Consider the following 23,298-nt stretch of genomic DNA (forward strand, 5'->3'; position numbering starts at 1 on the left):
TGGGGATACCAGCCGTCGGCGTCGGGCTCGCCGATGCCGTACGGCGCCCAGTCCTCCGCCGTCTCTAGTCTTTTGGGGCGGCCGACTCACCCTCCTGGTTGGAGCCTTGGCCCCACAGCAGCTCGGCGATGCGCCCGGCGTACTCGGCGCCCTTGGCCCAGTAGAAGGTGGCGTAGTAGGAGAACCGGTCGAGCGTCTCCGGGTCGACACCGTCGGCGACCATCTGGTCGTAGACCGGCCCGAGGGCGGGCTCGGAGGCACCGACCGTATCGAGGATCTCCTGCAGCGCGTCCGGCATCGGACCGGGCACCAGCCCGAGGTTGATCTCGGCGCGGACAGCGGCAGCGAGCAGCTGCGCGCTTTCCTCGACGCTCGGGGGTTTCACGGCGTACCGTTTCGGCCCCAACGTCAGGATGAGGTCGGGGGTCGCCCAGGCGGCGAAGTCGACGGCGCTCAACGGGTCTCCTCGGTTCGTGTCGTGTGCGGTGGGAGCGCGCAGCGCCCCGGGCGGGGTTCCCTACCCGGGGCGCTGCGCGGCCGCGGTGTCAGGCGCCCCGGGTGTAGGGCGCGTTCGGCGAGGTGCCGGCGGGCGTCACGACCGTGACGTTGACGTTGCCGGCGGTCCCGGCGGGCACGACCGCGATGATCGTGCTGTCGTTGACGACGGTGTACGCCGAGGCCGAGGCGGTGCCGAACTTGACGTCGGTCGCGCCCATGAACCCCGATCCGGTGATCGTGACCTGCTGGCCGGCGGCGCGGCTGGGCGGCGTCACCGACGCGATCTTCGGGGCGGGGTTGGTCGCCCAGCCGGTCCACGGGTTCGTGATCGGCTCGAAGCCGCCCTTGCCGGTGATCGACACCGAGAACGACTCGATCCCGGTGTTGCCGGTGTTGCCGCGGGTGATCTCGACGGTGACGTCGGCGCGGCCGGCGTCGTTCGGGTTCGGTGCTCCGACGGCGGGCTTGTGGTAGAACCGCACGTCGAGCACAGCCGCCTCACCCTTGGCGCGGGATGCCGCGATCAGCGCCTCGAGCTCGGGCAGGTAGAGGCCGGTGCTCACGCTGCGGTTGCCCTGGACCGTGAACGACGCGGCGAAGCCGCGGCCGTCGACGTCCTCGTCGGGGTCTCCCTGGTTGTCGTAGCTGGCGACGTCCGCCGTGCTCGCCGGGAACGTCGGCGCGTAGCCGCTCATCCGGCGAATGGACTGGTAGTTCGGCGCGGCGCGCGTGCCGAGGTTGACGTCGATGCCGTAGTCGGACGCCTTACCCAGCGTCGTTCCGGCGGGAAGGGTTACGCGATTGCCCATGATGCCTCCGTGTTGTCGAGAGTGATCTCGTAGTTGTCGGTCCGCTCTTCGCGGCTGTTGGTGTCTGCCCCGAGTTGGGCGATGGAGATGCGGCGGATGCCGCTGATCCCTCCCACGCGGGAGAGTCCGTGGATCTCGTCGAACGCTTGGTCGGCGAGACGGTCGGCGCCGTCAACGTGCTCGCGCGCTCCGCGGAAGCGCAGCTGCACCCGGCGGATGCTCAGCTGCGTTTCGACGTCGTCGTCGGCGAAGTAGACGCGGACCGCGACCTGCTGGTCGGGCTCGGCTTGAATGCGGCCGTACAGGATGACGACCGCGTCGCGGTCGTACTCGGCGTCGGGGCTCGGGTTCCAGTCCCAGCCTCCGATTCCGCCGAGCAGAGCGGCGATCGTCTGGGTGAGGGTGCTGTCATCCACCGAGTGCCTCCCCGATCCCGCGGGCGATGAACTCGTCGACATCGACCATCTCGGCGGCCGTCTCGAGGTACTTCGCTCGTCCGCCGTCGGCGTGGATGAAGTCGAGCCGTTCGTGCTGCCAGAGCGCGTGCACGGCGTCGTAGGACACTTGCCCGGTGAGGTCGTCGACGCGGACGACGCCGGAGTCGACGAGATCCTCGTCATCCTTCGGGGCGAGGCCGTTGGAGACCTCGAGCATCTGCTTCATCCCGGCGCGCAGGCCCGCCTGGGCGCCCTGCTCGGCGGCTGACAACAGCGGCACATGGATCTTCACGGGCGCCTCCTACTTCAGGTGCAGCGTCTGGAACGACGGCAGCCGTTCGTGCCGGAACACGCTGATCGCGGTGACGATCGCCTCGCGCTCGTTCGGCTGCCCCTGCCAGACCGTCACGAGCGAGCCCTGCGGGATCAGCTCGTCGAGGCTGACGGATACTTGCGTGCTCGAGAGCACCTCGGTCGCGTCGGCGCCGATGACGGTCTGTTGCTCGTCGACGACCCAGGCGGCGATGGTGCGAGGGTCGGCGTAGCCGCCTCCGCCCATGCCGCCGCCGCGGCGCTTGGCGCGGACCACCGCGGTGTGTCGAGTGAACCGGTCGGGCAGGGTCATCGGCTCGCACCGATCCGGTGGGCATCCAGGCGCAGCAGCTCCTCGGGCGTGAAGGCCATGTCGACGGCGGCGCCGCTGGCGGTTCGGCCGTACTGGTTGGTCTGCCCGAGGGCTCCCTCGGAGACGAGGCCGCCGGCGGGTGTGAACGCGCCGCGTGCGACGGCGGATGCGATCGCGGTGGCGATGCCGCCGGGGCATCGGGGGTGCCCGTGGGTGAGGGTGACCTCGACGGTGCGGCGCCCGGCTTGCCAGCGACGGCGGCCGACTCGGTGGAGGATGCCGGCCTCGTCCCAGTCGTATCCTCCGCTGGCCGCGACGGTGACACCGTTCTCGGTGACGGCGTCGATGGAAACGATGTGCAGGGAGGGCAGGAAGATGGTTCGGGTGCCGCGGGAGGCGAGGGTGATCGTCTCGGTCGCGGTCTTCGCGACGCGCCATCCGCAGTAGTCGCGGACGGCGTCTGTCGCCAAAGCGGCGATCGCCTTGGCGAGCTCGGTCGGCATGCCGCGGTTGGTGACCGCCTGGATCTCGGCGGCGCTGAGCAGCAGGTCCGGCTGCTCTTCGGTGGACTGCTCGGGCATGCGGGTTTCCTCCCATGTCGGGTCGCGGGCGTCGCCGACGATGCGTCGCCGGGGCCCGTGCGACGCGTGGCCGCGGAGGGGTGGTGGCGGCCGGGTGCGTCACTCCCGGCCGCCTGACGTTCGGGCGTCGCTTACGCGGCGGCCTTGGTCTTGAGCAGCTTCAGCGCCTGCGGGCGGACGACGTCGCCGCCGACACGCTTGCGGAACTTGAAGCCGATCATGCCCTCTTCGGAGTAGAGCTCCTCGAGGCGCTTCACGGTCACGCCCAGGCGGTCGTACACGCGGTAGCCGGCCTGGAAGTCACCGAACGCGGCGATCGCCTTGTTCGCGGCGATGCCGTCGATGCTCTCCTGGTTGTGGATCGCGTAGCCGTTGAGCGTGTTCGGGCGGCCGGCCTGCAGCGAGGGCTGCCACAGGTAGCGGCCGTCGGCGTCCTTCAGCGTCGACACGAAGAGCTCCGTGGTCGACGGGATGAGGAAGCTGCCGTTTCGGCGGTACTGCGCGGGCACGTCGTAGATCAGCCCGAGCAGGTCGTCGAGCAGCACGTTCGAGCCGTTCGCGCCGGTGCCAGCGTAGGTGCTGGCACCCGACACGCGAGCGGAGACGCCGCCGGCGGTCGAGAAGATGCCGACGGGCATGTGCGCGGTGTGGCCCGAGCCGATGGTGAACGCCTGGTCTTCGGCCTCGGCCGCGGCGCGCGCGAAGCTGTCGCGGACGAACGCCTCGAGGTTGATGTCGGTGTCGTCGAGCTCGTCCTCGCCGATCTTGGCCAGACCGTAGAGATCCTCGATGTAGGTCCACTCCTCGGAGGGGGTGTCGGGCATCGAGTCGGTGAGCTCCTGCTCGTTCGTCTCGAGCTTGCCCCAGCCGACCGAGACCTCGTCGAGCGAACGGCGGCGCACCCGGTTGGAGCCGGTGTTGCGCTGCCCGGCGATCGGGCGGATGCCGCTGATCTTGGGCACCTCACGGATGATCTCGGCCTCGAGGTCTTCGGGCACGAGGATCTCACCGGCGGCGTTCTCGACGAGCGCGCGCTGCTCGGGGGCCATGTGGCCGCCGCGCACGAACCGCAGGAACGCGGAGCGCTTCGCGGCCGAGCGGCGCTCGGCCTCGGTGCCGGTGCCGCCGAGCTCGTCGCCGCCGCCGCCGATGGTCTGGCCCTGCTGGGCGTTGCGACGCTCCTGCGCCTCCTGGCGCTCGATGCGCTCGGAGTAGTCGCGGAACTCGGTTTCGCCGCGGTCGTAGGACGTGCGCTCCTCGGCCGTGAGGTTCCGGTTCTCGGCCTCGGCGCGGTCGGTGATCTCTCGCATCGCCTCGACGGTGCGAGCTCGCTCCTGGCGGAGCTGAACAGAAGTGGCCATAGCCGCTCCCCTTTCGTTTTCTGGATGGTGTCCCGCACCGTGCGGACGGGCACGTGTGTGTCAGAGCTGCGAGAGCAGCTCGAGTTCGTTGAGTCGGTGCTTCGCGCGCTGCAGCGGGTAGCCGGTTTCGGCGGCGAGGTGCCGCTTCGCCATCGCGCGCAGCTCGGCGGAGGTCTGCGTGTACGCCGGGTAGGTGACCACCGAGACGTCGCCGCCGTCGAAGTCAAATTCCCGGACCTCGTGGAGGTTCCCCGACCAGCTGTCGGAGACGACCCAGAACCCGAACGACATCTGCGACAGGTCGCCGCGCTCGAGCGACACCGCGGCGTCTCGGGCGTAGGACACGTCGGCCATGTCCGCGTTGACGAGCACGCCGTCGCTGTCCTCGGACAGGGTCAGCGTTCCCGACCGCGTGCGGGCGAGCAGCAGGTTCGCGTCGTGGTTGATCAGGAACCGGACGTCCGGCGTTCCCGCGAGGGTGCGGGTCGCAGCGCCCGGGCGGATGACTTCCTGCCAGCCGCCGAGATCCTCGGACAGCTGGTCGTAGACGACCGCCCGACCGGTGAAGTGCAGGCGCCGTTCGTCGTCGTTCGCCGCGCGGACTTGGATATCCGTGAGCGGGAAGACGCGGCGCTCGAAGGTGCGTTCCATGTCTGCTCCTAGTAGTCGAAGTCCTCGCCGCAGGTGCACCCTGCAGCGTTGTCGGCGCCGGCGGCGAGGTCGCCCGGCCACTGCGCGCCGTTGGAGAACGGCGCGTCGATCGCGACGGTCTCGCCGTGCATCGTGTCGTGCATCCCGTCGTCGCCCGAACGCCACCGCTTGCCGGTGGCGCCGGTCTGCACCGCACCCTCGTGGCGTCCGAATGCGCCGCCGCGGGTGACGATGCGGCCCGCCCAGACGGCGGCGGACTCGAGCATCACGTCGAACGCAGTCACGTCGCCGATCTTGTCGAGCAGGCGGATCGCGGCGAAGTTGAACGCTCGCGCCTCGGATGCCGCGACCGCGTCGACCCAGTGAGCCGCCTGCGCCGCGATGAACACGTCGCCGCGGGTCTCAGCCTGCCGTGACCCGAACTCCCCCACCACGCCCGCGAGCACCGGCGCCAGCTGCTCAGCGAGCAGCTCGTCCCACACCGCCCGTTCCTCGTCCGACGGTGCCGCATCGACCTGCTCGCGCTGGTCGCCGAGGAAGTCGGCGAGGGTGCGCTCGACGCGGGTGACCCACGCGGGCGCGTCTTCGACGGCGCTGCGGCGGGTCTGCTCGAGCGCGCGGTAATGCTTGGGCTGCAGCTGCGGGATGCTGACGGGCGGGAGCCCGTCGCGCTGCACCGGCGACGACCCGGCAGGGATCATGTTGACCGGCTCGAGGTAGACGTCGCCATTCTCGATCGGCGGCTCGTCCTCCATCGCCCGGATGTCGTTCGCGGAGTAGAACCCCCACTGGCGGCCGGCAGCGTAGGCCGCTGTCTGCGCTGCGGTGTCGCCGCGCATCCGCCCCTTCGGGTCGAACTTCAGCCGCATCTCCTCGTCGTCGAACAGCCGCTGCGTGACCTTCTCGAGGCGAGTGATCGGAGGCAGCAGCGCGTCCTGGACGAACTCAATGCTCAGGTGCTCGATGTTGGAGAAGGTGGCGCGCTCGAGGTCGCCGATCTTGTGCGGCGGGACGCCGTACATCGACGCGATCTTGCCCTCGGTGAGCTTGTAGATCGCGAGGAACTGCGCGTCCGCCGGCGACAGCGACACCCGCTCGAGCTTCGCGCCGCCCTCGAAGACGGCGATCTGGTGCGAGTTTTCGAACCCCTGGTGCCGGTCTTCCATCTGCGCGACGAGGCGCTCCCACTGCTTGTCGCTGAGGTTGTTCGCCGTGGTGAGCACTGTCTCCGGTGTCGCGTCGCGCTCGAAGAACCCGCCGATGTACGACGTCGCGGCGACGGAGATCCCGACCTGCTGGCGGGCGACCCCGATCGGCGAGAGCGCCTCGGGGCCGGTGCCGAACCAGCGGTAGTGCAGGATCTCGAGGTCGGTCGCGGTGTAGCCCTTTTCGACCGGCAGCCACGTCTCGCGGCCGTCGTGGTTGAGCTTGTAGGCCAGCTGCCCCGTCGGGGTGCGCAGCACGGTCACATCGGTGGGCGGGACCGGCCACAGGGCTTCGACCTCGCCGGCGCCGTTGCGCTGGACGAACACGTACGCGTTGCCGCGGATGAGGAGCCAGGTCACCACGACGCGCCAGAACTCGGCGGCGTCTTGCACCGGGTTGGCCTGCACCGTGAGCAGCTTCACGAGCTTGCGGTACTTCGGGCTCGGGGCGACCCGGTCTCGGCCGCGGCGCACCACGACCGAGACGGGCAGGGTCGCGATCGCCTCGGCGACCAGGCGCACCGAGGTGAGCACGGCCATGACCTGCAGCGACTGCTCGGGCGTGACGTTCACGCCCGCCGAGGTGCGGGTACCCCGCAGCGACGGGAGCCGGCTGTTCGCGCGACGCACGAGGGCGCACCACGCAGAGGTGACTCGCTCGGTGAACTTAGCCACGTGACCTCCTCTTGAGTGTGCGGATGCGGGGCTCGGGAGCCTCCGGCGGGTTCTTCAACAGCCAGTGCGCGCCGGTGACGGCGGACAGCGGCGCGGCATCGCCCGGCGACTTGATGCGGTCGATCACGTACGCGTTTCCGAGCGCCTTCATCACGGCGGCGCCGGCGGGCACGTCGAGCACGGGCTGTGCGCGGTGGAACACGCGGCCGAGGTTCACGCCGTCGAGGATCATGCCGGTAGCGCGCCCGAGGTCCGGGCCACCCCACTCGGTGACATCCAGGCCGGCGGCCTTGAAGTCGGCGACGAGGGACGACACCGGGGCGCCGTTGGTCTGAAACGTGATCGCGGCCGGCGTGAACGTCCGGTCGGGCGAGGTCAGCCAGGGGATGATCCAGTCGGTGCCGGGCGCCTTGGCCATGATGCCGACGTGCGCCGCACCGTCGGCGCGCTCAGCGGCGAACCCGATGTAGGCCATCTCGCGGTTGTGGGAGACCTCGATGCAGATGTACACCGGGGCGCCGTCGGCACGCTTGGAAAGGCGGTCGAACCCGGCCGCCCACTTGCCCGGCTGGAACGGGCCGCCGGTGGCGGAGTCGACGAACACGTTTCCGACCTCGGAGGCGAACACGGGCGCGGGGTCTGACACCCAGTACGCCGCGAGGTTCTCCTGCGGGAGGTTGTAGTTCATCGACGGGTTGGAGTACGCCCACGCCTCGGCGCTGTCCAGCGGCATCCCCGGCGGCGGCGACCACCAGAACAACCCGATCCTCGTCTCGGTGTCGCCGGACTCGATCGCATCCATCGCCATCTTGTGCAGGTGACGCTGGACGATCGCTTCCATGTCACCGGCGTTCGACGCGGCGATCAGCTGCGAGCGGCGACGAGCGGCGGTGGTCTTCGACAGCGCCGACCACGCCTTGAACGTCTTGTGCTTGAGGATCTCGTCGACGAACACGAGGTCGAACGTCAGACCGCGGCCGCCGTTTTCGGCCGAGTCGACCCAGTAACGCTGACCGCCGGTGAGCTCGAACCAGAGTTCGCCGTTCGTGTTCGAGAATCCGCCGCGCTCCTGCTGCAGCCGCGGGATCGCGTCGATGATGTTCTGCGCGTGCTCCCACGTCTTCTTTGCCGTGGCGAGCTTCTGCGCAACGCCGATGATCTGTGCATCGCCGTCAACGAACATGCGGAACAGGATCAGCAGCGCCGCGATGAACGTCTTGCCGTTCTGGCGAGCGACCCACAGCAGCACCGTCTTGAACCGGTACGACCCGTCGGGGTTCAGCTCGAGCGCGTGGATCAGGAACCAGCGCTGCCACGGGTTTAGCTTCGGAGCCAGCTCGGCGAACCGTGTGCCAGCTAGCTGCACGTGCAGCCACATGGCGAAATGCACCGCTGCGTAGCCGGCGCTCGTCTGCGGCGTGAGCTTGCGGCGCGGCGGGGTGAACACACGCGGGACGGTGTGCCCGTACACCCGCCGCGGCCGCGCGCTACGCCTTCTTGCGGACTGGGCGCCGCTGGGACGCTTCCGGGTCGTCGTCGATGTCATCCACGCTCCCCGTGTAGAAGGCGCGGCGCATATCGTCGAGCTCGTCGCGCTCACGCGGCTTCGCGGCCGCGATGAGCTTCTCCATCGTCTCGTCGTAGCGCTGCGCGATCGCGGACCGCTGGGCCACCGCGCCGGAGTCGAGGTCGCGGGCCAGGGTGTAGAGCAGCGCGACACGAGGCATCGCCGACGGCGGCACCTGCAGAGCCTCGACGAACGCGCGCGCCGCGTGCTCGTTCGAGATCAGCGGCGGCTCGGATGTCCCGCCGTCTGTCCCGTTTTCTGTCCCGGCCGTGTCCCGCCCGCCGGGGCCGATCCGCGGGAGCGCCTCGAGCCCGGCAGCCTTGCGCTTTTCCGCGCGCTGCCGGGCCTTTCGCTCGCGCTCCTTCGCTCGTCGCTCCTCGGGCGTCATGGCCATCACGACCACCTCCAACGGGGCGGGACACGGGACACGACCGTGCGGAGGGGGACAGATCACCCCCGGCGGTGTGCGGAGCCCCCAGGGGTAGGGATCGAACCCCCCTACCCCTGTGCGGGTCAGGCGCTGACGAGGTCGCCTGCGCCGGCGGCGACACTGATGCGCAGGTCGTCGAGCTGACGGTCGGAGAGGGAACGGGCGAGCCCCTCGGTCAGGTACACCCAGTCGAACGAACGACCACGGACAGATGCGTGAGCGTTCTCGACCGTGACGCATCCCCCAGTGAGCAGGCGGACGAACGAACCCCCGTTGCGGCGTGATACCTCGGCGGGGTGGGCGATGTCGTCGGCTGCCCGGGTGAGCGCGCCGATCGCGTCGCTCACCTGGTGGCCGGATGCCACGACTACGTGCACGTGGTGCCCGTGGAGCGCAGCCTGCAGGATCAGGCCAGCAGCGGTGAAGCGGTCCATGCTCAGCCCTTCGGTTCGTGCGGCTCTCGGCGAGGGATGCGGATCACCATGCCGGGCCAGATGAGGTCGGGTCGCTTGATGCCGTTCAGGCGCTGCACGGTGCGGGGCTCGACCTTATGCGCGCTCGCGATGTCGTCGAGGGTCTCCCCCTCCTTGACCTCGTGCGTCTCGTTGCCGTGGTCGGCGCCCCGGTCCTCGGGAGAGGGCGGCCGGTTCGCGGTCGCGGTCTGCTTCGTGCTCTGAGTGTTCGCCATCATGGCTCCTCTCGGTGGTTGGTCACCAGACTTCGGACGGATCGCCGAGCCCGGGCTTCGGATCTCCTTCGCCCTTGTTCTCGTTGCAGATCTTGTGCGACGGCTGCCCGTTCGAGGGATCGTCGGCGAGCTCGGGATAGACCTTGATCGACTTGATGTGGTCGTACGCAAACGCCCACTTGTCCGTGTGCTTCAGCGTCGTGTCGACCGGCTGACCGCAGAGAGCGCAGGGCAGACCGTGCTCGGCGGTGAGCGCCTTCAGGTCAGCTCGGTTCTTCCGATGGGCCGCAGTCGTGCGCCCCGGGACGCCGGCAGCCATGCGATCCCCCGATGCAGGATTGTCGGCGAACGCTCGAGGTCATCCACACTCGGGCGCTCGCCGGTTACGTCTGCGCCTCACGCGGCCGCGATCGCCCCCGATGCAAGATGATCAGCGCTCCTCGACTCCACCGCTGCAGGGTGGCCGGGCGCCGTCTGGCTGGAAGTGCGAGCGTCGCGTGAACGGTGAGGCGAGATCCCGGCCAGTCGGACCCGAGGATCAGGCGGGGTCGCGCCCGATGCGCGAGAGGCGAACGCGACCCCGAGAACGCCGAAAGCCCCACCCGCTCGGGGTGAGGCTTCCGGTCATAGTTCTTGTGCAAGGCACAGCCTACTCGCGATTTCCGCCAGTGTTTAGACTCGCGCTACGGCGTGTTGTTCTTGCCGAGTCGAGGCGCCATGGCTGGCGGCGGCCCAGGGAGCGCTCGGGGTGCCTGCGCCGGCGTTGCGGCTTGGTCTGGCGCCCGCGCTATCGACGTTCTTGGCGATGCCGACGCGACGGGCACCTCCGACGCAGGTGTCACCTCGCTCGCTACGTCTTCCCCTGCGTCTACCCTCTCGTCAAGGACTTCCATCAGTTCGTCGAGCGCTCGAGCTTGCGTGCTCGCATCCAAGTACTGCTGATACTGATTCCTGGCGCGGTCAACCAGCTCGTCGTAGAGCCGGAAGCTGCCGTTGAAGGATTGGAACTCGCTTGCGAAGTACTGCTCCTCGGTCTGCATATATTCGACGCGATCACGATCCCCCGGCTTCCGCCCAAGCACGAAGATCACCTCGATGTTGGGGATCTCGTTCTGCCGTTGCTGCTGGGCGAGGATGCTCGCAAGCGCACGAGCGTACTTAGCGCCCTGGTCCGCGAGTTTTTTCGCGTCAACTGTCAGCCCATACCGCTTCAGCTCGACGATGACGTGGCGGTTGTTCAGAGTCCGGTAACGAATATCGATCCGCCCTGTGATCTCCTCGTCGAGATCCGAGTGTTCCTTCGCGAAGAGCGGCGAAGCGATCTTCCGCAGGTTCTCCTCCATGGTCTCGCTACCGGTAGCTCGCTCCCAGGACGCATCAAGCAACCAGAGGTGATCAAACAGGTGCTGCTGCAGCACCTGTTCCTTCTCATCATCGTCTGTGAGCGTCTGAAGCTTCTCGATTGCGTCGATCCGCGATCGCAGGATGTCCACCCACAACCCCGCCTCGTATACGTCTTGCTGACCGAGCAGCGGGAGAAGGTCCACCGCGTTCACCGAACTCAACTTCTCGAGGTCGTCAGCAGATTTGCGCAGTCCCACTCGAGCGAAGGCGAGCACGCCAGAACGGAACAGCGCCGCACGATCGGACTCCGCGTTTTTTCCTTCGAGCTCCAAGCCAGCGATGGTGCCAACCATGGCTGTCGCGCTGCCCTGCTGCCACGGAGGGAGATCGGTGATCCACTCCTGGAGCCGCGGATAGCGATCCAGTGCGTTGACCGATGCCTTCTTCGGTCGCGCCTCACTCCATTGCTCGGCCGCTCGCACGAACGCTGAGCGGAGGAACCGTTGCAGTGCGACTACACGCTCATCATCTTCAATCAGACGCTGACGGTCGCTCGTCGCGATATCGTCGTAACCTTCTTCGTCCAGATCGAGAAAGTCTGCTTCCACCTGCCCCGTCACGTAATTGCCGAAAAGCCGACTGAAGTCGAGCTTCTCGATGATCCCCTCTTGAATCGGGCGCTTACGTGCCAACACGATGATGTTCTTGAGGGAGCCAGCCTCGTCGTCGTCAGTTAGGTCCGTTGGGGTCTCAGTTGTCCCGAACCACCCCTTGATACGCCACCCGCGGCCCTCGTCCACATAGCTCGAAGGTATTACGAAGCGCTGGATCCCGCGCGGAAGCACCTTGTCCTCAAGCTGTTGGCTCCCGAACTCCCAGATGAACTGGAGCTTCTTCAGCTCCTGCCGGTCCGCCCAGGTGATCGGTTTGTCGTTAACGAGAATCTGGAAGCCGCCCGCGCCCGGCGGTGTCTCGTCCAACACATCGAAGCGCCGAGCTAGCCGCTTCCGAAGTGCGGACGCGGTCAGGTCAGCGCGCTTGCTCTTGAGGTCGGAGAGGACGAGCGTCGTTCCCTGTCGGTCGTAGTCGGGAGGGACCGGAACCGGCTGGGGGTAGTAGTCCCGCTCGGCCTTGATCCGCTCTTCCAAATCCGAAACCCGGATTCGGAGGCCACATGCCTCTCCTCCTTCGAGCTTGCTGTACACCTCGACTTCACGCGCGAGCGAGAAAACAGAGAGCTTGCCGATGCCCTTACGGCCCATGAAAGCTCTGCCCCAGCGTGGCGAGACGGTTCCCTCGTTCTCTCGCTTCTTATAGCCGGCCTTCAAGAAGCGTCTGTTCAGCTCCGAGACTCCCATCCCAGCTCCGTCATCGGACACGATCACTCGCATCAGTCCGGTGGTGGACCCGTCTGGCTGGGTCTCAGGTTGCCAGCGGATACTGACCTTCCCGGCGTCCGCGTCATAAGCGTTAGCGACGAGCTCCGAGAGAACGGCTGCGGCGTTGCTATAGAGGTTGATGCCGAGCGATTCCAAGACGGACAGCTCCACTGTCATCTTGTAGGTGGTGTCCTCTGGCGGCTCGGCCCCCTGGGCGGCGCCGTCGGCGGCAATCATGCGGCGACCTCTTCCACGTGGCGCATGGCGGCCTTACCGACTTCGGCGGCAATGGGCGGCGGCACAGCGTTCCCGATCAATCGTCCGATGTGGGACATGAGGACACGTTGCCCCGGTCTCACCAAGCGGTATCCGGGTGGGAAGCCCTGTAGTAGGGCCGCCTCCCGGAGAGTGATGGACCGGTCCTGCTCGGGGTGGCCAAAGCGGCCAGCCCCGAAGTTGTGAGCAAGGGTGGTGATCGTCGGTGAGGGCGCGTCCCATTCCATCCGCGCATACACGTTCTTGAATGACGCCCCACTCGCCTTGCGGTGGCAGGGCGAGAGAAGCTCCTCGGGCCAGTCTGCCCAGGTACCCCCAGGGCGTGAAGCTGCGATGCGCTTCTTGTTCAGTGGGGAGAGCTTACGCGCAACGTGCAGGGGGTCACTCTCATCAACACCACCAGAGGCGACGGGTCGCAACCCACCGATCACGTCTCGAACGGTGCGGTAGTGCTCCTCGTCGAGAGGCCCGTCCGGCACTGAGATCGGACCGAGCCGCGAGGCCAGAAGGACGAGACGGCGACGATGCTGCGGAAGCCCATACTTCGGCCCATAGCAACTGCGCCAGTCGACCGAGTACCCGTAGCTCTTCAGATCCCGCACGAACTCTTCGAACACCGCTGCGGTGCCAATCCGCGGCACGTTCTCCATGGTGACGAGCTCTGGATTGGTCTCCCTGACCAGACGGGAGAACTCGCGCAAGAGTGGCCACTGCTCCTCCGCAGACGTGTCAACGCCGCGCCGGTAGGGCGAAAACGGCTGACAGGGCGCACACCCGGCGAGCATCCGAACGGTGCCTGGGATCCACAGTGATTCAAGATCGGCGCCGGTCACCTCCCGGACGTCACGAAGTATGAACGGAGCCTCGATGTTCGATTCGAACGCATAGGTGCACGAGGGGTCAACGTCAACGCCGCCGACCACGAGGATTCCAGCCTCCTGCAGCCCCTGCGAAAGGCCCCCGGCCCCACAAAACAAGTCGACGGCGCTGATCTGGGCAGGGGCGGTCACCATAGCACTCACAGTATTCGATCATCGCTCCGCCGTCGACGAAGCGACCTGAGATGTTTGGTCAGCCCTGCCCTTTCCTGGGCCGACCGCCCACACGCTTGCGCATCGCCTCCTTGATAGCCAGGACCTCTGACTCGCGGAACCAGGTGACGTGGCCCAGAGGGCCTGATGTGATCGCGCGTGGGACGAGCCCCTCAGACTTGCGCCAGCGAAGCAACGTTGACTCAGACCCCGCGTATGCCTTGCTCACGGCCTCCGCTCTCGTGATCAGCCGGTCACGCCACTCGACTACAGCCGACACCTCGAGTTCCTCGTCCGTGTCTGCGTCCGCGACGCGCGCGGCATCCGGCCGCTCGAGGCGGTATCGGCTCACCGCATCGACGATCGACCAGAACGGGCGCACGCCGTCCCCGTCGACCGGATGCCGCACGAGCACGGCCTCGGCGAGCTGCTGCACGTCGCCGGCGTGGTTTGCGATGCGATCGAAGTCGCCGAGGATGACGTTCGCGCAGCTGCGGGCGTAGTCGTACGCCGCGAGCGAGCCGGCGCCCGCGGGCATCCCGCCGACGATGCCGGACCGCGGGTCCACGAACACAGCCCACGACCGCAGCGATCGCATCACATCCTCAGACGCGTCGATCAGGTCCGCCGGCGTCGGCGCGGGCGCCTCTGTCCCCTTCCCCGACGAGGACCGCATCGCGTCGTAGACCATCGCCTTGCGCGGGTCGGCGAGCGACCGCAGTCGACCGACGAGATCAGCAGCGTTGTCGATGTGCCCGCGCATCCGGCGATAGCAGCGCTCGCAGATCATCACGCCGTCGCTGGCGGGCGCCGGCACGCACCCCGCGCAGACAGCGACTCCGGCCCTTTTGGCGAGCTCTGCCTGCGCGTCATTGACGCCGTACCAGGCGCACGTCGCATAGTGCAGGTCGGGCACCGTGCACCCGAGCACGCATCCTCTTTCGGACATGGGATCTCCTCTCAGAACGGGGTGTCGTCGCTCGGAACGGTCCACGAGCCGTCTTCGGACACAGGCGCGGCGTAGGGCTCCTGCGAGCGCTGCGATGCCGCCGGCTGCGCCGCGGACCCGTTGCCCGCTGCGCGAGTGACCTGCGCGGTCGCATAGCGGAGGCTCGGGCCGATCTCGTCGACCTCGAGCTCGATCGCGGTGCGGGTCTGGCCCTCACGGTCCTGGTAGTTCCGCTGCCGCAGACGACCGGTCGCGACGACCCGCATGCCCTTCGTGAGCGACCCGGCGATGTGCTCGGCGAAGTCACGCCAGGCCGACGCGCGCAGGAACAGCGCTTCGCCGTCCTTCCACTCGTTCGCCTGACGGTCGAAGGTGCGCGGGGTGCTCGCGATCGTGAAGTTCACGACCGGGAGGCCGTTCTGCGTGTAGCGCAGCTCGGGGTCAGCGGTCAGGTTGCCGACGACGGTCAGGACGGTTTCGCCGGGCATCAGACCGCCACCTCGACGCTCTCCCAGCTACGGTCCCCCTGCAGCGCGGCAGTCGCGCGGACGGCGAGGGTTAGCGGGTCCGTGCTCTCGTCGACGTGCGACAGGGAATCGACGAGCGCGCGCCGGGCGTCCTCGAGCGGCAGGTGCTCGGGGTCGTACGCCCACAGGGTCGAGTCGCCATCCCAGGAGAAGACGACAGGGCCGGAGCGCAGCGGCGTCGTGTCGCCGTTGTAGAGCTCGAAGATCACGCCGGGATCGTCGAACCAGCCTTCGACGGCCAGGCAGTAGCCCTGGTCGGTCAGTGCGTGCTGGTCGTGATCGTCCTCCCAGTAGTCCTCGCAGATGCCGCAGTGCAGCCGACAGCTGGCACCTTCGGTTGCGCTGCAGGTGAGCTTCGGGCGGATCGTGCCGTCGGCCTCGAGCTCGATGTCGATGCGGTGAGGGTTCGTCATGCTGTCTTCCTCTCGGGAATGGTTCGGTTGGCTGAGATCTCGTTGCGCGCGTCGATGAGCGCGGCGGTGGCTCGTGCGGCGTCGCGCTGGCGTCGCTGGTAGGTGACGGCTTCGCCGACGGTGCGGAAGTGCAGCCCGGCGTCGCGGAGGCGCTGCAGCGCGCGGTCGTCGGCGGCTTCGATCGCCTCCTGGCGGAGCCGTAGCTCGGTGTCGAGGATGGCCGCGATCGCGCGCTCAGAACGGTTCATCGTCAGTCCCCACCCGCTCGAAGTGGACGGTGAGCTTCTCCTCGTAGACCCGGCGTGTGAGCCACTTGTCGCGCTTGAGGCGAGCATCCCGGCAGGGTCCGCATTTCGTCTTCCCGGCACCGTGCGGCATGTGGTCGTCGCAGAACATCGGCGGGGCATCCAGGATCAGCGGGCGCTCCGGCAGCACGGGCTCCTCTTCGCGGTCCTGCGCCACCGCGTCCCACGCATCGGCTCGCGCGGCGTCCTCCGCCCGCACCTGCGCCCTTGCCCGCTCCCGCGCTCGCTCGCGCCCGCCCGCGCTCCCCCGCCCCACAGCCACGGACGTCCATGGACGATCCCTCGCCGGCGGTTCCGGGGTCGAGATCCGCACGCCGCGCATGTCCACCCGCAGAGGGTGCAGCAGCAGCAGCCACTCGGCGCCGCCCGCGACGTACGTCGTCAGGAAGTCGGCGTCCATCAGCGCGACGAGGTGCTCGAGCACGTCGTCCGGCGTCGAGAACGTCTCCCGCGCGATCCATGCCGGGTCCATCGATCCCCGACCCAGCGGGTCGAGGTTCAACCACAGCCACAGCGCCGTCGGCTTCGCCTCGTGCGGCACCTCGTCGAGGTGCGCCAGGTCGGCCGCGCTGATCATTCGTTGCTTCGTTGACACCCTGGTCGTTCCCTCTCGCGAAGCCCTCGATGCACTTGTCGAGGGCGAACTGCACGTCGTGCTCGTGGACCGTGAAGCACTCGGTCCATCCCTTCCCGCCGCGGCCGAGCACCGCCTCGGCGTAGTCCCACCCGGTGAATGCCCGGGGGAACCAGCGCGCCAGCACGCGCAGCGCCTCGCGCTCCCACGAGGCATCCGTGCCCCGGGCGCAGACGATCACGTGCGCGCCGGCGCGCATGAGCTTCTCGACGCGGCTCCACTTCCACGCGCGCCCCACCTTCAGGACGCGGGACGCGGGCCAGTAGACGACATACGTCATCGCGAACGTAGGCATCGCGCTCATCGGTCCCCCTCCTCCGCATGCGAGGTCGGGACGACGAGAGGGCCGCCGCAGCATGCGACACCGTGCATCGCGACGTCGCCGATCCACGACTTGCGCCCGCACAGGCACCACGTCCGGTCCAGCCGCGCGTTGTACGTCACGGGCGGGTGGAACATGACGGGGCACAATTCCGGCGCGGTCCTCGTCGGCGACGGCTCTGCCACGCCCAGGCGCCCAGTGCCGATCGACCGGTCTGCCGTCGCGCTCATCGTCTTCTCCCTGCTGGTGCGAATGTGAGCCCGCCGCGGCGGGCCTTGTGGGTCTCGGTGTTCTTGCTGCACAGCCCGAACGTGTCGAGCCGGACCGCCAGCTGTTCGCAGACGGCGCACGGGCGGTAGATCGCTGCGTGCATCTGGTCGATGCGCGCGAACTCCGCTTCCCGCTCGCGGCGCACGTGCTCCTGACGGCGGATGTCGAGCACCCAGCCCTTCTCGGTCGACGACCATCCCCCATCGGGGAGCGCGGCGACCTCGGCGGTGCAGCATCCGAACTTGCATGCCGCCTTCACGACGCGAGCCCCATCTCGGCCTCACGCTCGCGAACCCACTGCCGCTCGTAGTCGGCATAGGTCACTCGCGGGTGCTTCTCCCAGTGCTCGAGCAGCTCGGGCGATGCGTACGCGCGGGCGCGGCGCTCGTTGCCCATGAACAGCGAGCCCGGGTCAATCCCCGCCGCGCGGCCGCGTGCGTTCAACAGCGCGCCGTTCGCCGCCTCCTCGGCGAGCATGTACGCCGCGAGACGAACCTCCTCGTACTCCTCCCGCACCTCCCGCCAATCAGCGAAGGCCGACCCGATGATGCTCATGCCGCGGCGCTCCATCCGCCGTCGTCGTCGAGGCGCCCGCGGCCCCAGACGGAGTGGTTGATCGGGCACTGGCGCGGGTTCGCCCACGAGGGGACGGTGAACCCGGCGAGCTCGGCGGCCGCGGGGTCGGCGTGCACGGCGTTGTGGCAGGTACGGCAGACGTGCACGAGGTTCGCGGGCAGGTGGTCACCGTGGCGGCGCAGCTGCCGGTGGTGCATGTCGGTCGCGCGCGCGGCGCCGCAGCGCTCGCACATGCCGCCGGAACGGCCCTTCACGACGGGGCGGGCGTCGGCCATCGGGTCGACGGTCGCGCGGGTCACTTCTCGCCCCGCACTGACTTCGCGATCGACTGCAGCAGGGTTACGTCGCGCTCGACGGCCTCGGCGAAGTCCTTCGCGTACTCGAACAGCAGCCACGCCTCGTCGTACGCGTCGACCGCGCGCATGAGGCGCTCGTCAACGCCGTACGCGAACTCGCGCAGCTCAGTCATCGTCGCGCCGCGGCCGTACTCGTCTCGCAGCTTCTTGACGGCCAGGCCGAGCGCGATCTTCCGCTCCCGCTCGGCGTCCTTCAGCTTCTGCCGGTAGTCGGCGAGCGCGCCGGGCGCGGCGATGTTCTTCGCCCGGGCGATCGAGAGCGCGCCGATGACCTGCGCGGGAGTCGGCGACCACTGCGCGAGGAGATCCTCGTCGAGGATCGCGACGTTCAGGGGGACGATGTCGAACCCGGCCGGGATGGTGACGAGCACCCCCGAGGCGGGGTCGACGTGGTTCGGTTCGTCGCTCATCGCCGGCCGCCCTTGCGCTTCGAGGCGCGGCGGCTCGCACGGTTGCCGGGCAGGTGATCCTGCGGGCGGCGGATGCCGGTCGGCGTGGCATCCGCCCGCACGCGCCCCGCAGCCTGCGCGTCGGTGAAGCGCTCGAGGTTCGCGAGGAGATTCGCGCCCGTGTCGGCCGCCCCCGAACCCGGCGCCCAGGCGTCCTCAGCCGGCGCGTTCTCGGCGAGCGCCTTTCGCTTGGCCTTGAGCTGGCGGTGGAGCGCGGTGCCCTCGGCGTCGGCGCGGAACGCGCGGACGGCGCGCGCCTCGCGGTCGATGGTGTCGATGTCGAGGATCGTCTGCGCGGACTCGATCTCGGCAGCCCAGTCCCGCTGTGCGGGCTTGGCGGGCGCGTCCCACGGCGCGGGGTCGACGGTCGCGGCGGGGTGAGAGACGAGCAGCGGGACGAGGATGTCGGCGAAGACGACGCGGTACGCGTGGCGCTCGGCCTCGGAGCCGAAGATCGTCATGGGCTTCTCGGCGCGGGTCGCGTTCCAGTCGGGGTCGCTCTGCTCTTGCTTCTCGTACTCGGCCCAGCTGACGACGATCTCGCGGGGCTGCTGGCCGGTGCGGGTGATGATCACGCGGGCGAGCAGGGGCGGCTCGGGCTTGACGTGGTAGCGGAGCCACTCGGCCTCCGGGTCGGCGAGGAAGTGCGGGCCGTCGATGGCGGCGAGCTGGCCGGAGGCGAGCACGGCGGCGCGGGCGGCCTCGACGGTGATGGTGCGGGGTTCGGGCATGGCTCACGCCTCCTGGAAGTTGAGCGTCGTGCGACGCGAGGTCTTCGGGTATCGGCGCGCGGCGTCGGCCTCGGCGTAGGCCAGCTCGACGCGGATGCGCTCGGCGCGCTCGTGCGCGTCGGGGTCGGCGGCTGCCCATGCGGCTTCGTCGATGGCGACGGTCTCGCTGACGGAGAGCTGGAAGCCGCCGCTCTTGCCCATGCCGACGGCGCCGAACCGGGCGGCATGCGGGAGCTTCGCGATCGCCTTCTTGAGCGCGGCGTTCGCGGCCTTCTCCGCCTCGGCCGCCTTGGTCAGCGCGAGCTTCAGCGGTGCCCACGCCTCGAGGGCGGCGGCGACGTCGTCGGGCAGGTCGTTGACGTCGGGGCATCCGGCGTCGCGCCAGGCGATGAAGTCGTCGGCGCGCTCGACGAGCCAGGCGATCATCTCGTCGTCGCGCCCGACGACCTTCCACGTCGCGCCGTCCGCGGGCGGCTGGTCGTCCTCGTCTCGGACCTCGAAGCCGTAGAGGCCGAAGTCGGCACCCATGACACGGATCTGAAACTGCAGCTGCGCGTAGTGCTCGATCGGGATGCCGTCGTGCTTCCAGCCGTGCTCGTGGGACTTCACCTCGACGACCGCGAGGCGGCCGTCGCCGTCCCAGCCGAAGCCGTCGGGCGTCGCGCGGTGGAGATCGTTGTCGGCGGCGGCCCAGAGCGCGTCGTTCGCGACGACGTTCTGCAGCCGCTCGGCGGCCTCGTCGAGCAGCGCGGCCTCGCGGGCGGACCCGGCACGGGTGGCGGCGTTGCCGCGGAACCGGGCGCCGTTCATCTTCTCTTCGACGATCGTGCGGCGCGCCTTCAGGCCAGCGCGGGCGATACGCCACGCGTTGGAGGCGGTGACACCCTCGCCGCGCTCGACGAGCCAGAGCTCGCGGTCAGCGCCTGCAGGGACGACGATTCGGGCGGTGGGCTGCTTCATCGGTTCGCTCGCTTCGGGAGGGTGTCGACGGTGGTCGTCCACCAGATGTCGACGTTGCTGGTGTTCATGGACTGCAGGCGGGTGGTCCCCGATCGGCTCATCGCGCGGATCTTCCAGCGCACGTCGTCGACGGTGACGATGTCGCCGACCTGCAACGGGTCGTCGACCTTGACGCGGGTCGGGATGGTCACCGGGGCGGCGTCGGCGAGGGTCACGCGATCACCGCCGCTCCGAGGATCAGGAGCACTGCGACCGCCGCAGCGAAACCGCCCGTCGCGAGAATGACCGTGCGCGCCAGCAGGTCACGGTCGCGGCTCACGCAGAGCTCGACGCCTTGGCCGACGCGGGCCGGAATGGGGGCAGGAAGCTCGACGGCTTCTGTGAGATCGATGGTCATGCTCATTTCCTTCGAGTGGTCGAGTGCCGCACCGGGGCTCGACGAAACATCGGGGACGTCGCCCCGGGTGATCGGTGGTGGGTCAGTAAGTGCCGGCCGGCGTCACTGCTGACTCATCCGACGGAGCCTCTCGCGCGCCTCGGCGACGCAGATCGCGATCCACGTGCCCCACAGCACCAGGCCAGCGGGGATCGCGAACCACAGCGGGATCTCGTCGGGGTTGATGCCGTTCATGCTGCGCGCGCCGGAGTGATGCGGTTCGACATGAATTCGTCGAGGTCCGACGCATAGAAGACGTTGAGTCGGCCCTGCTTGAAGTACCGGGGGAAGTCGACCCCCGGTCGCTTGCCCTCGGAGATGAGGTTGTAGAGGGTCTGCTTCGCGATCCCGCAATACTCTGCGGCCCGCGCCGTCGTCAGGACCGGCCCGCGCCGCTCCTCCGTCTGCGGTGCGGCGCTCACGACGCGACCGCCTCGTGAGCGGGGACGAACGCCGGCGGCGTCAACCGGGAAGGATCGATGCGCAGCGCCTCGGCGATGAGGAACAGCTCGCTGAAGTTGAAGTCGACCTGAGCCTTGAGCTTGCGGTCGAGGGTGGAGTACGGGATGCCGGTGCGGTCGGAGAGCCACCGCTTCGAGCGGTCGGCCTGACCGATCTCGAATGCCACCGCTGCGGCGACGGTGCGTCGGGTGTCTGTAGCCATACGAGGACAGTACATCGTCAAATGACTGCATGCAACGACAGACTGTCCCGATTTGACTACACATCGCACTCGCCGCGGTGCTAGAGTCACCCATATGACGTCACGTGCCGACCGCTTCAACGCGGCTCTTGGTAAGCAGATCCGTGCCGAGATTGCGGCGGCGGGGATGAGCATTTCGTCTGTCGCGCGCGACATGGACATCGCTCGCAGCGCGCTCGACAACTACGTCACCGGCAAGCGGGCGATTCCGGTGCCCGTCGCTTACCGAATCGGCGAGATCGTCGGCCTTGACGCGCAGGTGATCGTGCAGCGCGCACAAGAGCGCTTCGACCTCGAGGAGCGCGAGGCGCCGGCGAACGTGATCGCCGGCCGCTTCGGGTCGCTGTCCGGAGCCGCCGACAGCCTCGACGCCGTTGCGAAGCGCAAGGGGCGTGACCGCGGCGGCGACGAGGGGGACGAGTGATCGACGATCACATACGCGAGACGATCGATGCACTCGGCGTCGATGTCGTGTACGCAGAGCTGCCCGAGGACCGCGACGGCGAATACATCCACCGCCTGAGCCTGATCCGACTGCGTCCCGGGATGCGGCGTCGCCTCCACCGGTCCGTAGCAGCCCATGAGTGCGCGCACGCCGTGTTCGCCGACGTGCCGAGCCGCTTCGGCCCGCGCAACGCGAAGCAGGAGCGACGTGCGGACGAGTGGGCGGCACTCCGGCTGATCGACATCGACGACTACGAGCTTGCAGAGCGCGTCCACACCGGCCACGTCGACGCGATCGCGCTCGAGCTGGACGTGACGACGGACATCGTCGAGGCGTTCCAACGCATCCTCACCCGCTTTGGTGACACCGTCTACGTCGGCGCGAAGATGGGCGCCGGAATGTGGCACCACCGCGAGACCACCGACCACCACTAGAAGCGAGGCGCGCCAATGGCACGGCCACCACTAGAGCTCGAGACGTGGGGAAAGATCCGCCGGACCGTCGTCGACGGCAAACCGACCGCGGTCGCCTACCTCCGTGGATCTGACGGGAAGACGCGCAAGATGCAGCGTCAGGGCAAGACGCCGGCCGACGCCGAGCGGACGCTCATACGCGCGATGAAGGCCCACCTCGCCCCCGCCGACGAAGATCTCGGCCCCACGACGACCGTGAAGCAGGCCGCGGAGAAATGGCTCGCCGAACCGGAGCGATCGGAGCTCGCGATCGCGACCATCCGGCGATACACCGACATCCTGTCGACGATCGTCCGGGTCGGGTTCGGGAACGTGCGTCTCGGGGAAGCCACGGTCCCGCGTGTCGACCGCTTCTTGAAGAGCGTCACGGAGTCGAATGGGGCGTCCACGGCCAAGACGACTCGCACGCTGCTGCAGCACGTGTTCGCGCTAGCCGTGCGGCACGGCGCCATCCCGAGCAACCCGGTTCGCGACGTCGGACGTATAGTCCAGCCGCGCAAGCCGGTCGTCGCTCCCGACGAGCACTCGGTCAGGGAGATGCGCGCGCTCATGCGGGCGTGGGATGCTACCCCCGACAAGCGCGGCAACCGGAGGACCGCAGACCTCGGCGACCTCTTCGACCTCTACACCGGCACCGGTGCGCGCACGACCGAGGTGCTCGGCCTGCGATGGCAGGACGTCGATCTCGATGCGCTCCCGCACGCGACGGTCGCGATCAATGGCATCGTCGTGCTCGGGACCGACGGGAAGGTGTTCTGGCAGGAGCACCCGAAGACGGATGCTTCGCGTCGGGTGTTGAAGCTCCCGGGATATGCGGCCGACGTACTCACCCGGCGACGCATCGACTCGTACTGCGACTGGGTCTTCCCCTCAGCTGTCGGCACGCTGCGCTGGCCTCACAACCTGCGGCGCAGCTGGCGAGATGCTCTCGCCGGCACGCCATACGCCGACGTGACGCCCCGGTCGCTTCGGAAGGCGGTCGCCACTCGCCTTCGGGACGAACTCGGCATCGTCGTCGCGCGAGATCAGCTCGGCCACACGAGCGACAACACGACTCGAAAGCACTACGCCCAGCCTCTCGCGATCGGCCCCGACGCGACTTCAGCGCTCGAGGCGTTCGGCCAAAACAGCGAGTAAATAGCGAACGGCCGCCGCGAACCGAGGTTCGTGGCGGCCGTTTTGTCGGTCTGAC

At 68.6% G+C, this 23,298-nt stretch carries 35 protein-coding genes; 3 read left to right on the top strand and 32 right to left on the bottom strand.

From position 1 onward, the window contains the following. Positions 1 to 64 precede the first annotated feature (64 nt). From AA0Y20_RS12045 to AA0Y20_RS12200, 32 genes are all read right to left on the bottom strand, one after another. Complete coding sequence (locus tag AA0Y20_RS12045) at positions 65 to 457, bottom strand: hypothetical protein (protein WP_412939432.1); 393 nt, start codon at positions 455 to 457, stop codon at positions 65 to 67. A gap of 88 nt (positions 458 to 545) precedes the next feature. Continuing rightward, positions 546 to 1,307 (bottom strand): phage tail tube protein, encoded by a 762-nt coding sequence (locus tag AA0Y20_RS12050; protein WP_412939433.1) that lies wholly within the window; start codon positions 1,305 to 1,307, stop codon positions 546 to 548. After that, positions 1,292 to 1,723, bottom strand: a complete 432-nt coding sequence (locus tag AA0Y20_RS12055; RefSeq protein ID WP_412939434.1) for a minor capsid protein — start codon at positions 1,721 to 1,723, stop codon at positions 1,292 to 1,294. The genes AA0Y20_RS12050 and AA0Y20_RS12055 overlap by 16 nt, the downstream gene beginning before the upstream one ends. Next, positions 1,716 to 2,036 carry a hypothetical protein gene (locus AA0Y20_RS12060; RefSeq protein WP_412939435.1) on the bottom strand — a complete coding sequence of 107 codons (321 nt, stop codon included), beginning with the start codon at positions 2,034 to 2,036 and terminating at the stop codon, positions 1,716 to 1,718. The genes AA0Y20_RS12055 and AA0Y20_RS12060 overlap by 8 nt, the downstream gene beginning before the upstream one ends. A gap of 9 nt (positions 2,037 to 2,045) precedes the next feature. Next, the gene (locus tag AA0Y20_RS12065; RefSeq protein WP_412939436.1) at positions 2,046 to 2,369 is read right to left on the bottom strand and encodes a hypothetical protein; all 324 of its coding nucleotides are present in this window, start codon (positions 2,367 to 2,369) and stop codon (positions 2,046 to 2,048) included. Further along, the gene (locus AA0Y20_RS12070; RefSeq protein WP_412939437.1) at positions 2,366 to 2,950 is read right to left on the bottom strand and encodes a hypothetical protein; all 585 of its coding nucleotides are present in this window, start codon (positions 2,948 to 2,950) and stop codon (positions 2,366 to 2,368) included. Before AA0Y20_RS12070 ends, AA0Y20_RS12065 begins: the two co-directional genes overlap by 4 nt. Positions 2,951 to 3,081: 131 nt before the next feature. After that, positions 3,082 to 4,311: a phage major capsid protein gene (locus AA0Y20_RS12075; protein WP_412939438.1), complete on the bottom strand. Its 1,230-nt coding sequence runs from the start codon at positions 4,309 to 4,311 to the stop codon at positions 3,082 to 3,084. A gap of 60 nt (positions 4,312 to 4,371) precedes the next feature. Next, entirely contained in the window at positions 4,372 to 4,962 is a 591-nt protein-coding gene (locus AA0Y20_RS12080) for an HK97 family phage prohead protease (RefSeq protein ID WP_412939439.1), read from the bottom strand. An 8-nt stretch (positions 4,963 to 4,970) separates the two neighbouring features. Further along, entirely contained in the window at positions 4,971 to 6,842 is a 1,872-nt protein-coding gene (locus AA0Y20_RS12085; protein ID WP_412939440.1) for a phage portal protein, read from the bottom strand. Further along, on the bottom strand, positions 6,835 to 8,388 hold the full coding sequence (locus AA0Y20_RS12090) for a hypothetical protein (protein WP_413331569.1): 1,554 nt from the start codon (positions 8,386 to 8,388) through the stop codon (positions 6,835 to 6,837). The genes AA0Y20_RS12085 and AA0Y20_RS12090 overlap by 8 nt, the downstream gene beginning before the upstream one ends. Then, complete coding sequence (locus AA0Y20_RS12095; RefSeq protein ID WP_412939442.1) at positions 8,330 to 8,803, bottom strand: hypothetical protein; 474 nt, start codon at positions 8,801 to 8,803, stop codon at positions 8,330 to 8,332. The genes AA0Y20_RS12090 and AA0Y20_RS12095 overlap by 59 nt, the downstream gene beginning before the upstream one ends. A gap of 119 nt (positions 8,804 to 8,922) precedes the next feature. Further along, positions 8,923 to 9,273, bottom strand: a complete 351-nt coding sequence (locus tag AA0Y20_RS12100; RefSeq protein WP_412939443.1) for a hypothetical protein — start codon at positions 9,271 to 9,273, stop codon at positions 8,923 to 8,925. Between the two features lie 2 nt (positions 9,274 to 9,275). Continuing rightward, on the bottom strand, positions 9,276 to 9,527 hold the full coding sequence (locus tag AA0Y20_RS12105; RefSeq protein WP_412939444.1) for a LysM peptidoglycan-binding domain-containing protein: 252 nt from the start codon (positions 9,525 to 9,527) through the stop codon (positions 9,276 to 9,278). Positions 9,528 to 9,549: 22 nt separating this feature from the next. After that, positions 9,550 to 9,846, bottom strand: coding sequence for an HNH endonuclease (locus tag AA0Y20_RS12110; RefSeq protein WP_412939445.1), 297 nt, complete (start codon positions 9,844 to 9,846; stop codon positions 9,550 to 9,552). A gap of 364 nt (positions 9,847 to 10,210) precedes the next feature. Further along, positions 10,211 to 12,487 (bottom strand): ATP-binding protein, encoded by a 2,277-nt coding sequence (locus AA0Y20_RS12115; protein ID WP_412939446.1) that lies wholly within the window; start codon positions 12,485 to 12,487, stop codon positions 10,211 to 10,213. Continuing rightward, on the bottom strand, positions 12,484 to 13,539 hold the full coding sequence (locus AA0Y20_RS12120) for a DNA cytosine methyltransferase (protein WP_412939447.1): 1,056 nt from the start codon (positions 13,537 to 13,539) through the stop codon (positions 12,484 to 12,486). The genes AA0Y20_RS12115 and AA0Y20_RS12120 overlap by 4 nt, the downstream gene beginning before the upstream one ends. Positions 13,540 to 13,597: 58 nt before the next feature. Continuing rightward, complete coding sequence (locus AA0Y20_RS12125; protein WP_412939448.1) at positions 13,598 to 14,506, bottom strand: hypothetical protein; 909 nt, start codon at positions 14,504 to 14,506, stop codon at positions 13,598 to 13,600. Between the two features lie 11 nt (positions 14,507 to 14,517). Next, positions 14,518 to 14,994 (bottom strand): single-stranded DNA-binding protein, encoded by a 477-nt coding sequence (locus tag AA0Y20_RS12130; protein WP_412939449.1) that lies wholly within the window; start codon positions 14,992 to 14,994, stop codon positions 14,518 to 14,520. After that, on the bottom strand, positions 14,994 to 15,446 hold the full coding sequence (locus tag AA0Y20_RS12135) for a hypothetical protein (protein WP_412939450.1): 453 nt from the start codon (positions 15,444 to 15,446) through the stop codon (positions 14,994 to 14,996). Before AA0Y20_RS12135 ends, AA0Y20_RS12130 begins: the two co-directional genes overlap by 1 nt. Next, positions 15,443 to 15,694: a hypothetical protein gene (locus AA0Y20_RS12140; RefSeq protein WP_412939451.1), complete on the bottom strand. Its 252-nt coding sequence runs from the start codon at positions 15,692 to 15,694 to the stop codon at positions 15,443 to 15,445. The genes AA0Y20_RS12135 and AA0Y20_RS12140 overlap by 4 nt, the downstream gene beginning before the upstream one ends. After that, the gene (locus AA0Y20_RS12145) at positions 15,681 to 16,328 is read right to left on the bottom strand and encodes a hypothetical protein (RefSeq protein WP_413331573.1); all 648 of its coding nucleotides are present in this window, start codon (positions 16,326 to 16,328) and stop codon (positions 15,681 to 15,683) included. Before AA0Y20_RS12145 ends, AA0Y20_RS12140 begins: the two co-directional genes overlap by 14 nt. A gap of 605 nt (positions 16,329 to 16,933) precedes the next feature. Continuing rightward, positions 16,934 to 17,236 carry a hypothetical protein gene (locus tag AA0Y20_RS12150; RefSeq protein WP_412939453.1) on the bottom strand — a complete coding sequence of 101 codons (303 nt, stop codon included), beginning with the start codon at positions 17,234 to 17,236 and terminating at the stop codon, positions 16,934 to 16,936. Then, positions 17,233 to 17,532, bottom strand: a complete 300-nt coding sequence (locus AA0Y20_RS12155) for a hypothetical protein (RefSeq protein ID WP_412939454.1) — start codon at positions 17,530 to 17,532, stop codon at positions 17,233 to 17,235. The genes AA0Y20_RS12150 and AA0Y20_RS12155 overlap by 4 nt, the downstream gene beginning before the upstream one ends. Continuing rightward, the gene (locus AA0Y20_RS12160) at positions 17,529 to 17,852 is read right to left on the bottom strand and encodes an HNH endonuclease (protein WP_412939455.1); all 324 of its coding nucleotides are present in this window, start codon (positions 17,850 to 17,852) and stop codon (positions 17,529 to 17,531) included. Before AA0Y20_RS12160 ends, AA0Y20_RS12155 begins: the two co-directional genes overlap by 4 nt. Next, entirely contained in the window at positions 17,849 to 18,319 is a 471-nt protein-coding gene (locus AA0Y20_RS12165) for a hypothetical protein (protein ID WP_412939456.1), read from the bottom strand. The genes AA0Y20_RS12160 and AA0Y20_RS12165 overlap by 4 nt, the downstream gene beginning before the upstream one ends. Next, entirely contained in the window at positions 18,316 to 19,089 is a 774-nt protein-coding gene (locus tag AA0Y20_RS12170; protein ID WP_412939457.1) for a hypothetical protein, read from the bottom strand. The genes AA0Y20_RS12165 and AA0Y20_RS12170 overlap by 4 nt, the downstream gene beginning before the upstream one ends. 3 nt (positions 19,090 to 19,092) lie before the next feature. Continuing rightward, entirely contained in the window at positions 19,093 to 20,049 is a 957-nt protein-coding gene (locus AA0Y20_RS12175) for a hypothetical protein (RefSeq protein WP_412939458.1), read from the bottom strand. Continuing rightward, positions 20,046 to 20,264, bottom strand: a complete 219-nt coding sequence (locus tag AA0Y20_RS12180; protein ID WP_412939459.1) for a hypothetical protein — start codon at positions 20,262 to 20,264, stop codon at positions 20,046 to 20,048. The genes AA0Y20_RS12175 and AA0Y20_RS12180 overlap by 4 nt, the downstream gene beginning before the upstream one ends. Next, the gene (locus AA0Y20_RS12185; protein WP_412939460.1) at positions 20,261 to 20,446 is read right to left on the bottom strand and encodes a hypothetical protein; all 186 of its coding nucleotides are present in this window, start codon (positions 20,444 to 20,446) and stop codon (positions 20,261 to 20,263) included. The genes AA0Y20_RS12180 and AA0Y20_RS12185 overlap by 4 nt, the downstream gene beginning before the upstream one ends. A 102-nt stretch (positions 20,447 to 20,548) precedes the next feature. Then, positions 20,549 to 20,680: a hypothetical protein gene (locus tag AA0Y20_RS12190; RefSeq protein WP_412939462.1), complete on the bottom strand. Its 132-nt coding sequence runs from the start codon at positions 20,678 to 20,680 to the stop codon at positions 20,549 to 20,551. Then, positions 20,677 to 20,907: a helix-turn-helix domain-containing protein gene (locus AA0Y20_RS12195; protein WP_412939463.1), complete on the bottom strand. Its 231-nt coding sequence runs from the start codon at positions 20,905 to 20,907 to the stop codon at positions 20,677 to 20,679. The genes AA0Y20_RS12190 and AA0Y20_RS12195 overlap by 4 nt, the downstream gene beginning before the upstream one ends. Further along, a complete protein-coding gene (locus tag AA0Y20_RS12200; protein WP_412939464.1) occupies positions 20,904 to 21,149 on the bottom strand; it encodes a hypothetical protein in 246 nt (81 codons plus the stop codon). The genes AA0Y20_RS12195 and AA0Y20_RS12200 overlap by 4 nt, the downstream gene beginning before the upstream one ends. A 94-nt stretch (positions 21,150 to 21,243) precedes the next feature. Here AA0Y20_RS12200 and AA0Y20_RS12205 point away from each other — a divergent pair, with 94 nt between their 5' ends. Genes AA0Y20_RS12205 through AA0Y20_RS12215 form a run of 3 tightly spaced genes read left to right on the top strand, consistent with a single transcriptional unit; the run spans position 21,244 to position 23,243 of the window. Continuing rightward, the gene (locus AA0Y20_RS12205) at positions 21,244 to 21,612 is read left to right on the top strand and encodes a helix-turn-helix transcriptional regulator (protein WP_412939465.1); all 369 of its coding nucleotides are present in this window, start codon (positions 21,244 to 21,246) and stop codon (positions 21,610 to 21,612) included. Then, complete coding sequence (locus AA0Y20_RS12210) at positions 21,609 to 22,067, top strand: ImmA/IrrE family metallo-endopeptidase (protein ID WP_412939466.1); 459 nt, start codon at positions 21,609 to 21,611, stop codon at positions 22,065 to 22,067. The genes AA0Y20_RS12205 and AA0Y20_RS12210 overlap by 4 nt, the downstream gene beginning before the upstream one ends. Positions 22,068 to 22,082: 15 nt before the next feature. Continuing rightward, positions 22,083 to 23,243, top strand: a complete 1,161-nt coding sequence (locus tag AA0Y20_RS12215) for a tyrosine-type recombinase/integrase (protein ID WP_412939467.1) — start codon at positions 22,083 to 22,085, stop codon at positions 23,241 to 23,243. The last annotated feature ends 55 nt before the right edge of the window (positions 23,244 to 23,298 follow it).

Source organism: Microbacterium pratiae (assembly GCF_047302165.1).
Lineage (GTDB): Bacteria > Actinomycetota > Actinomycetes > Actinomycetales > Microbacteriaceae > Microbacterium.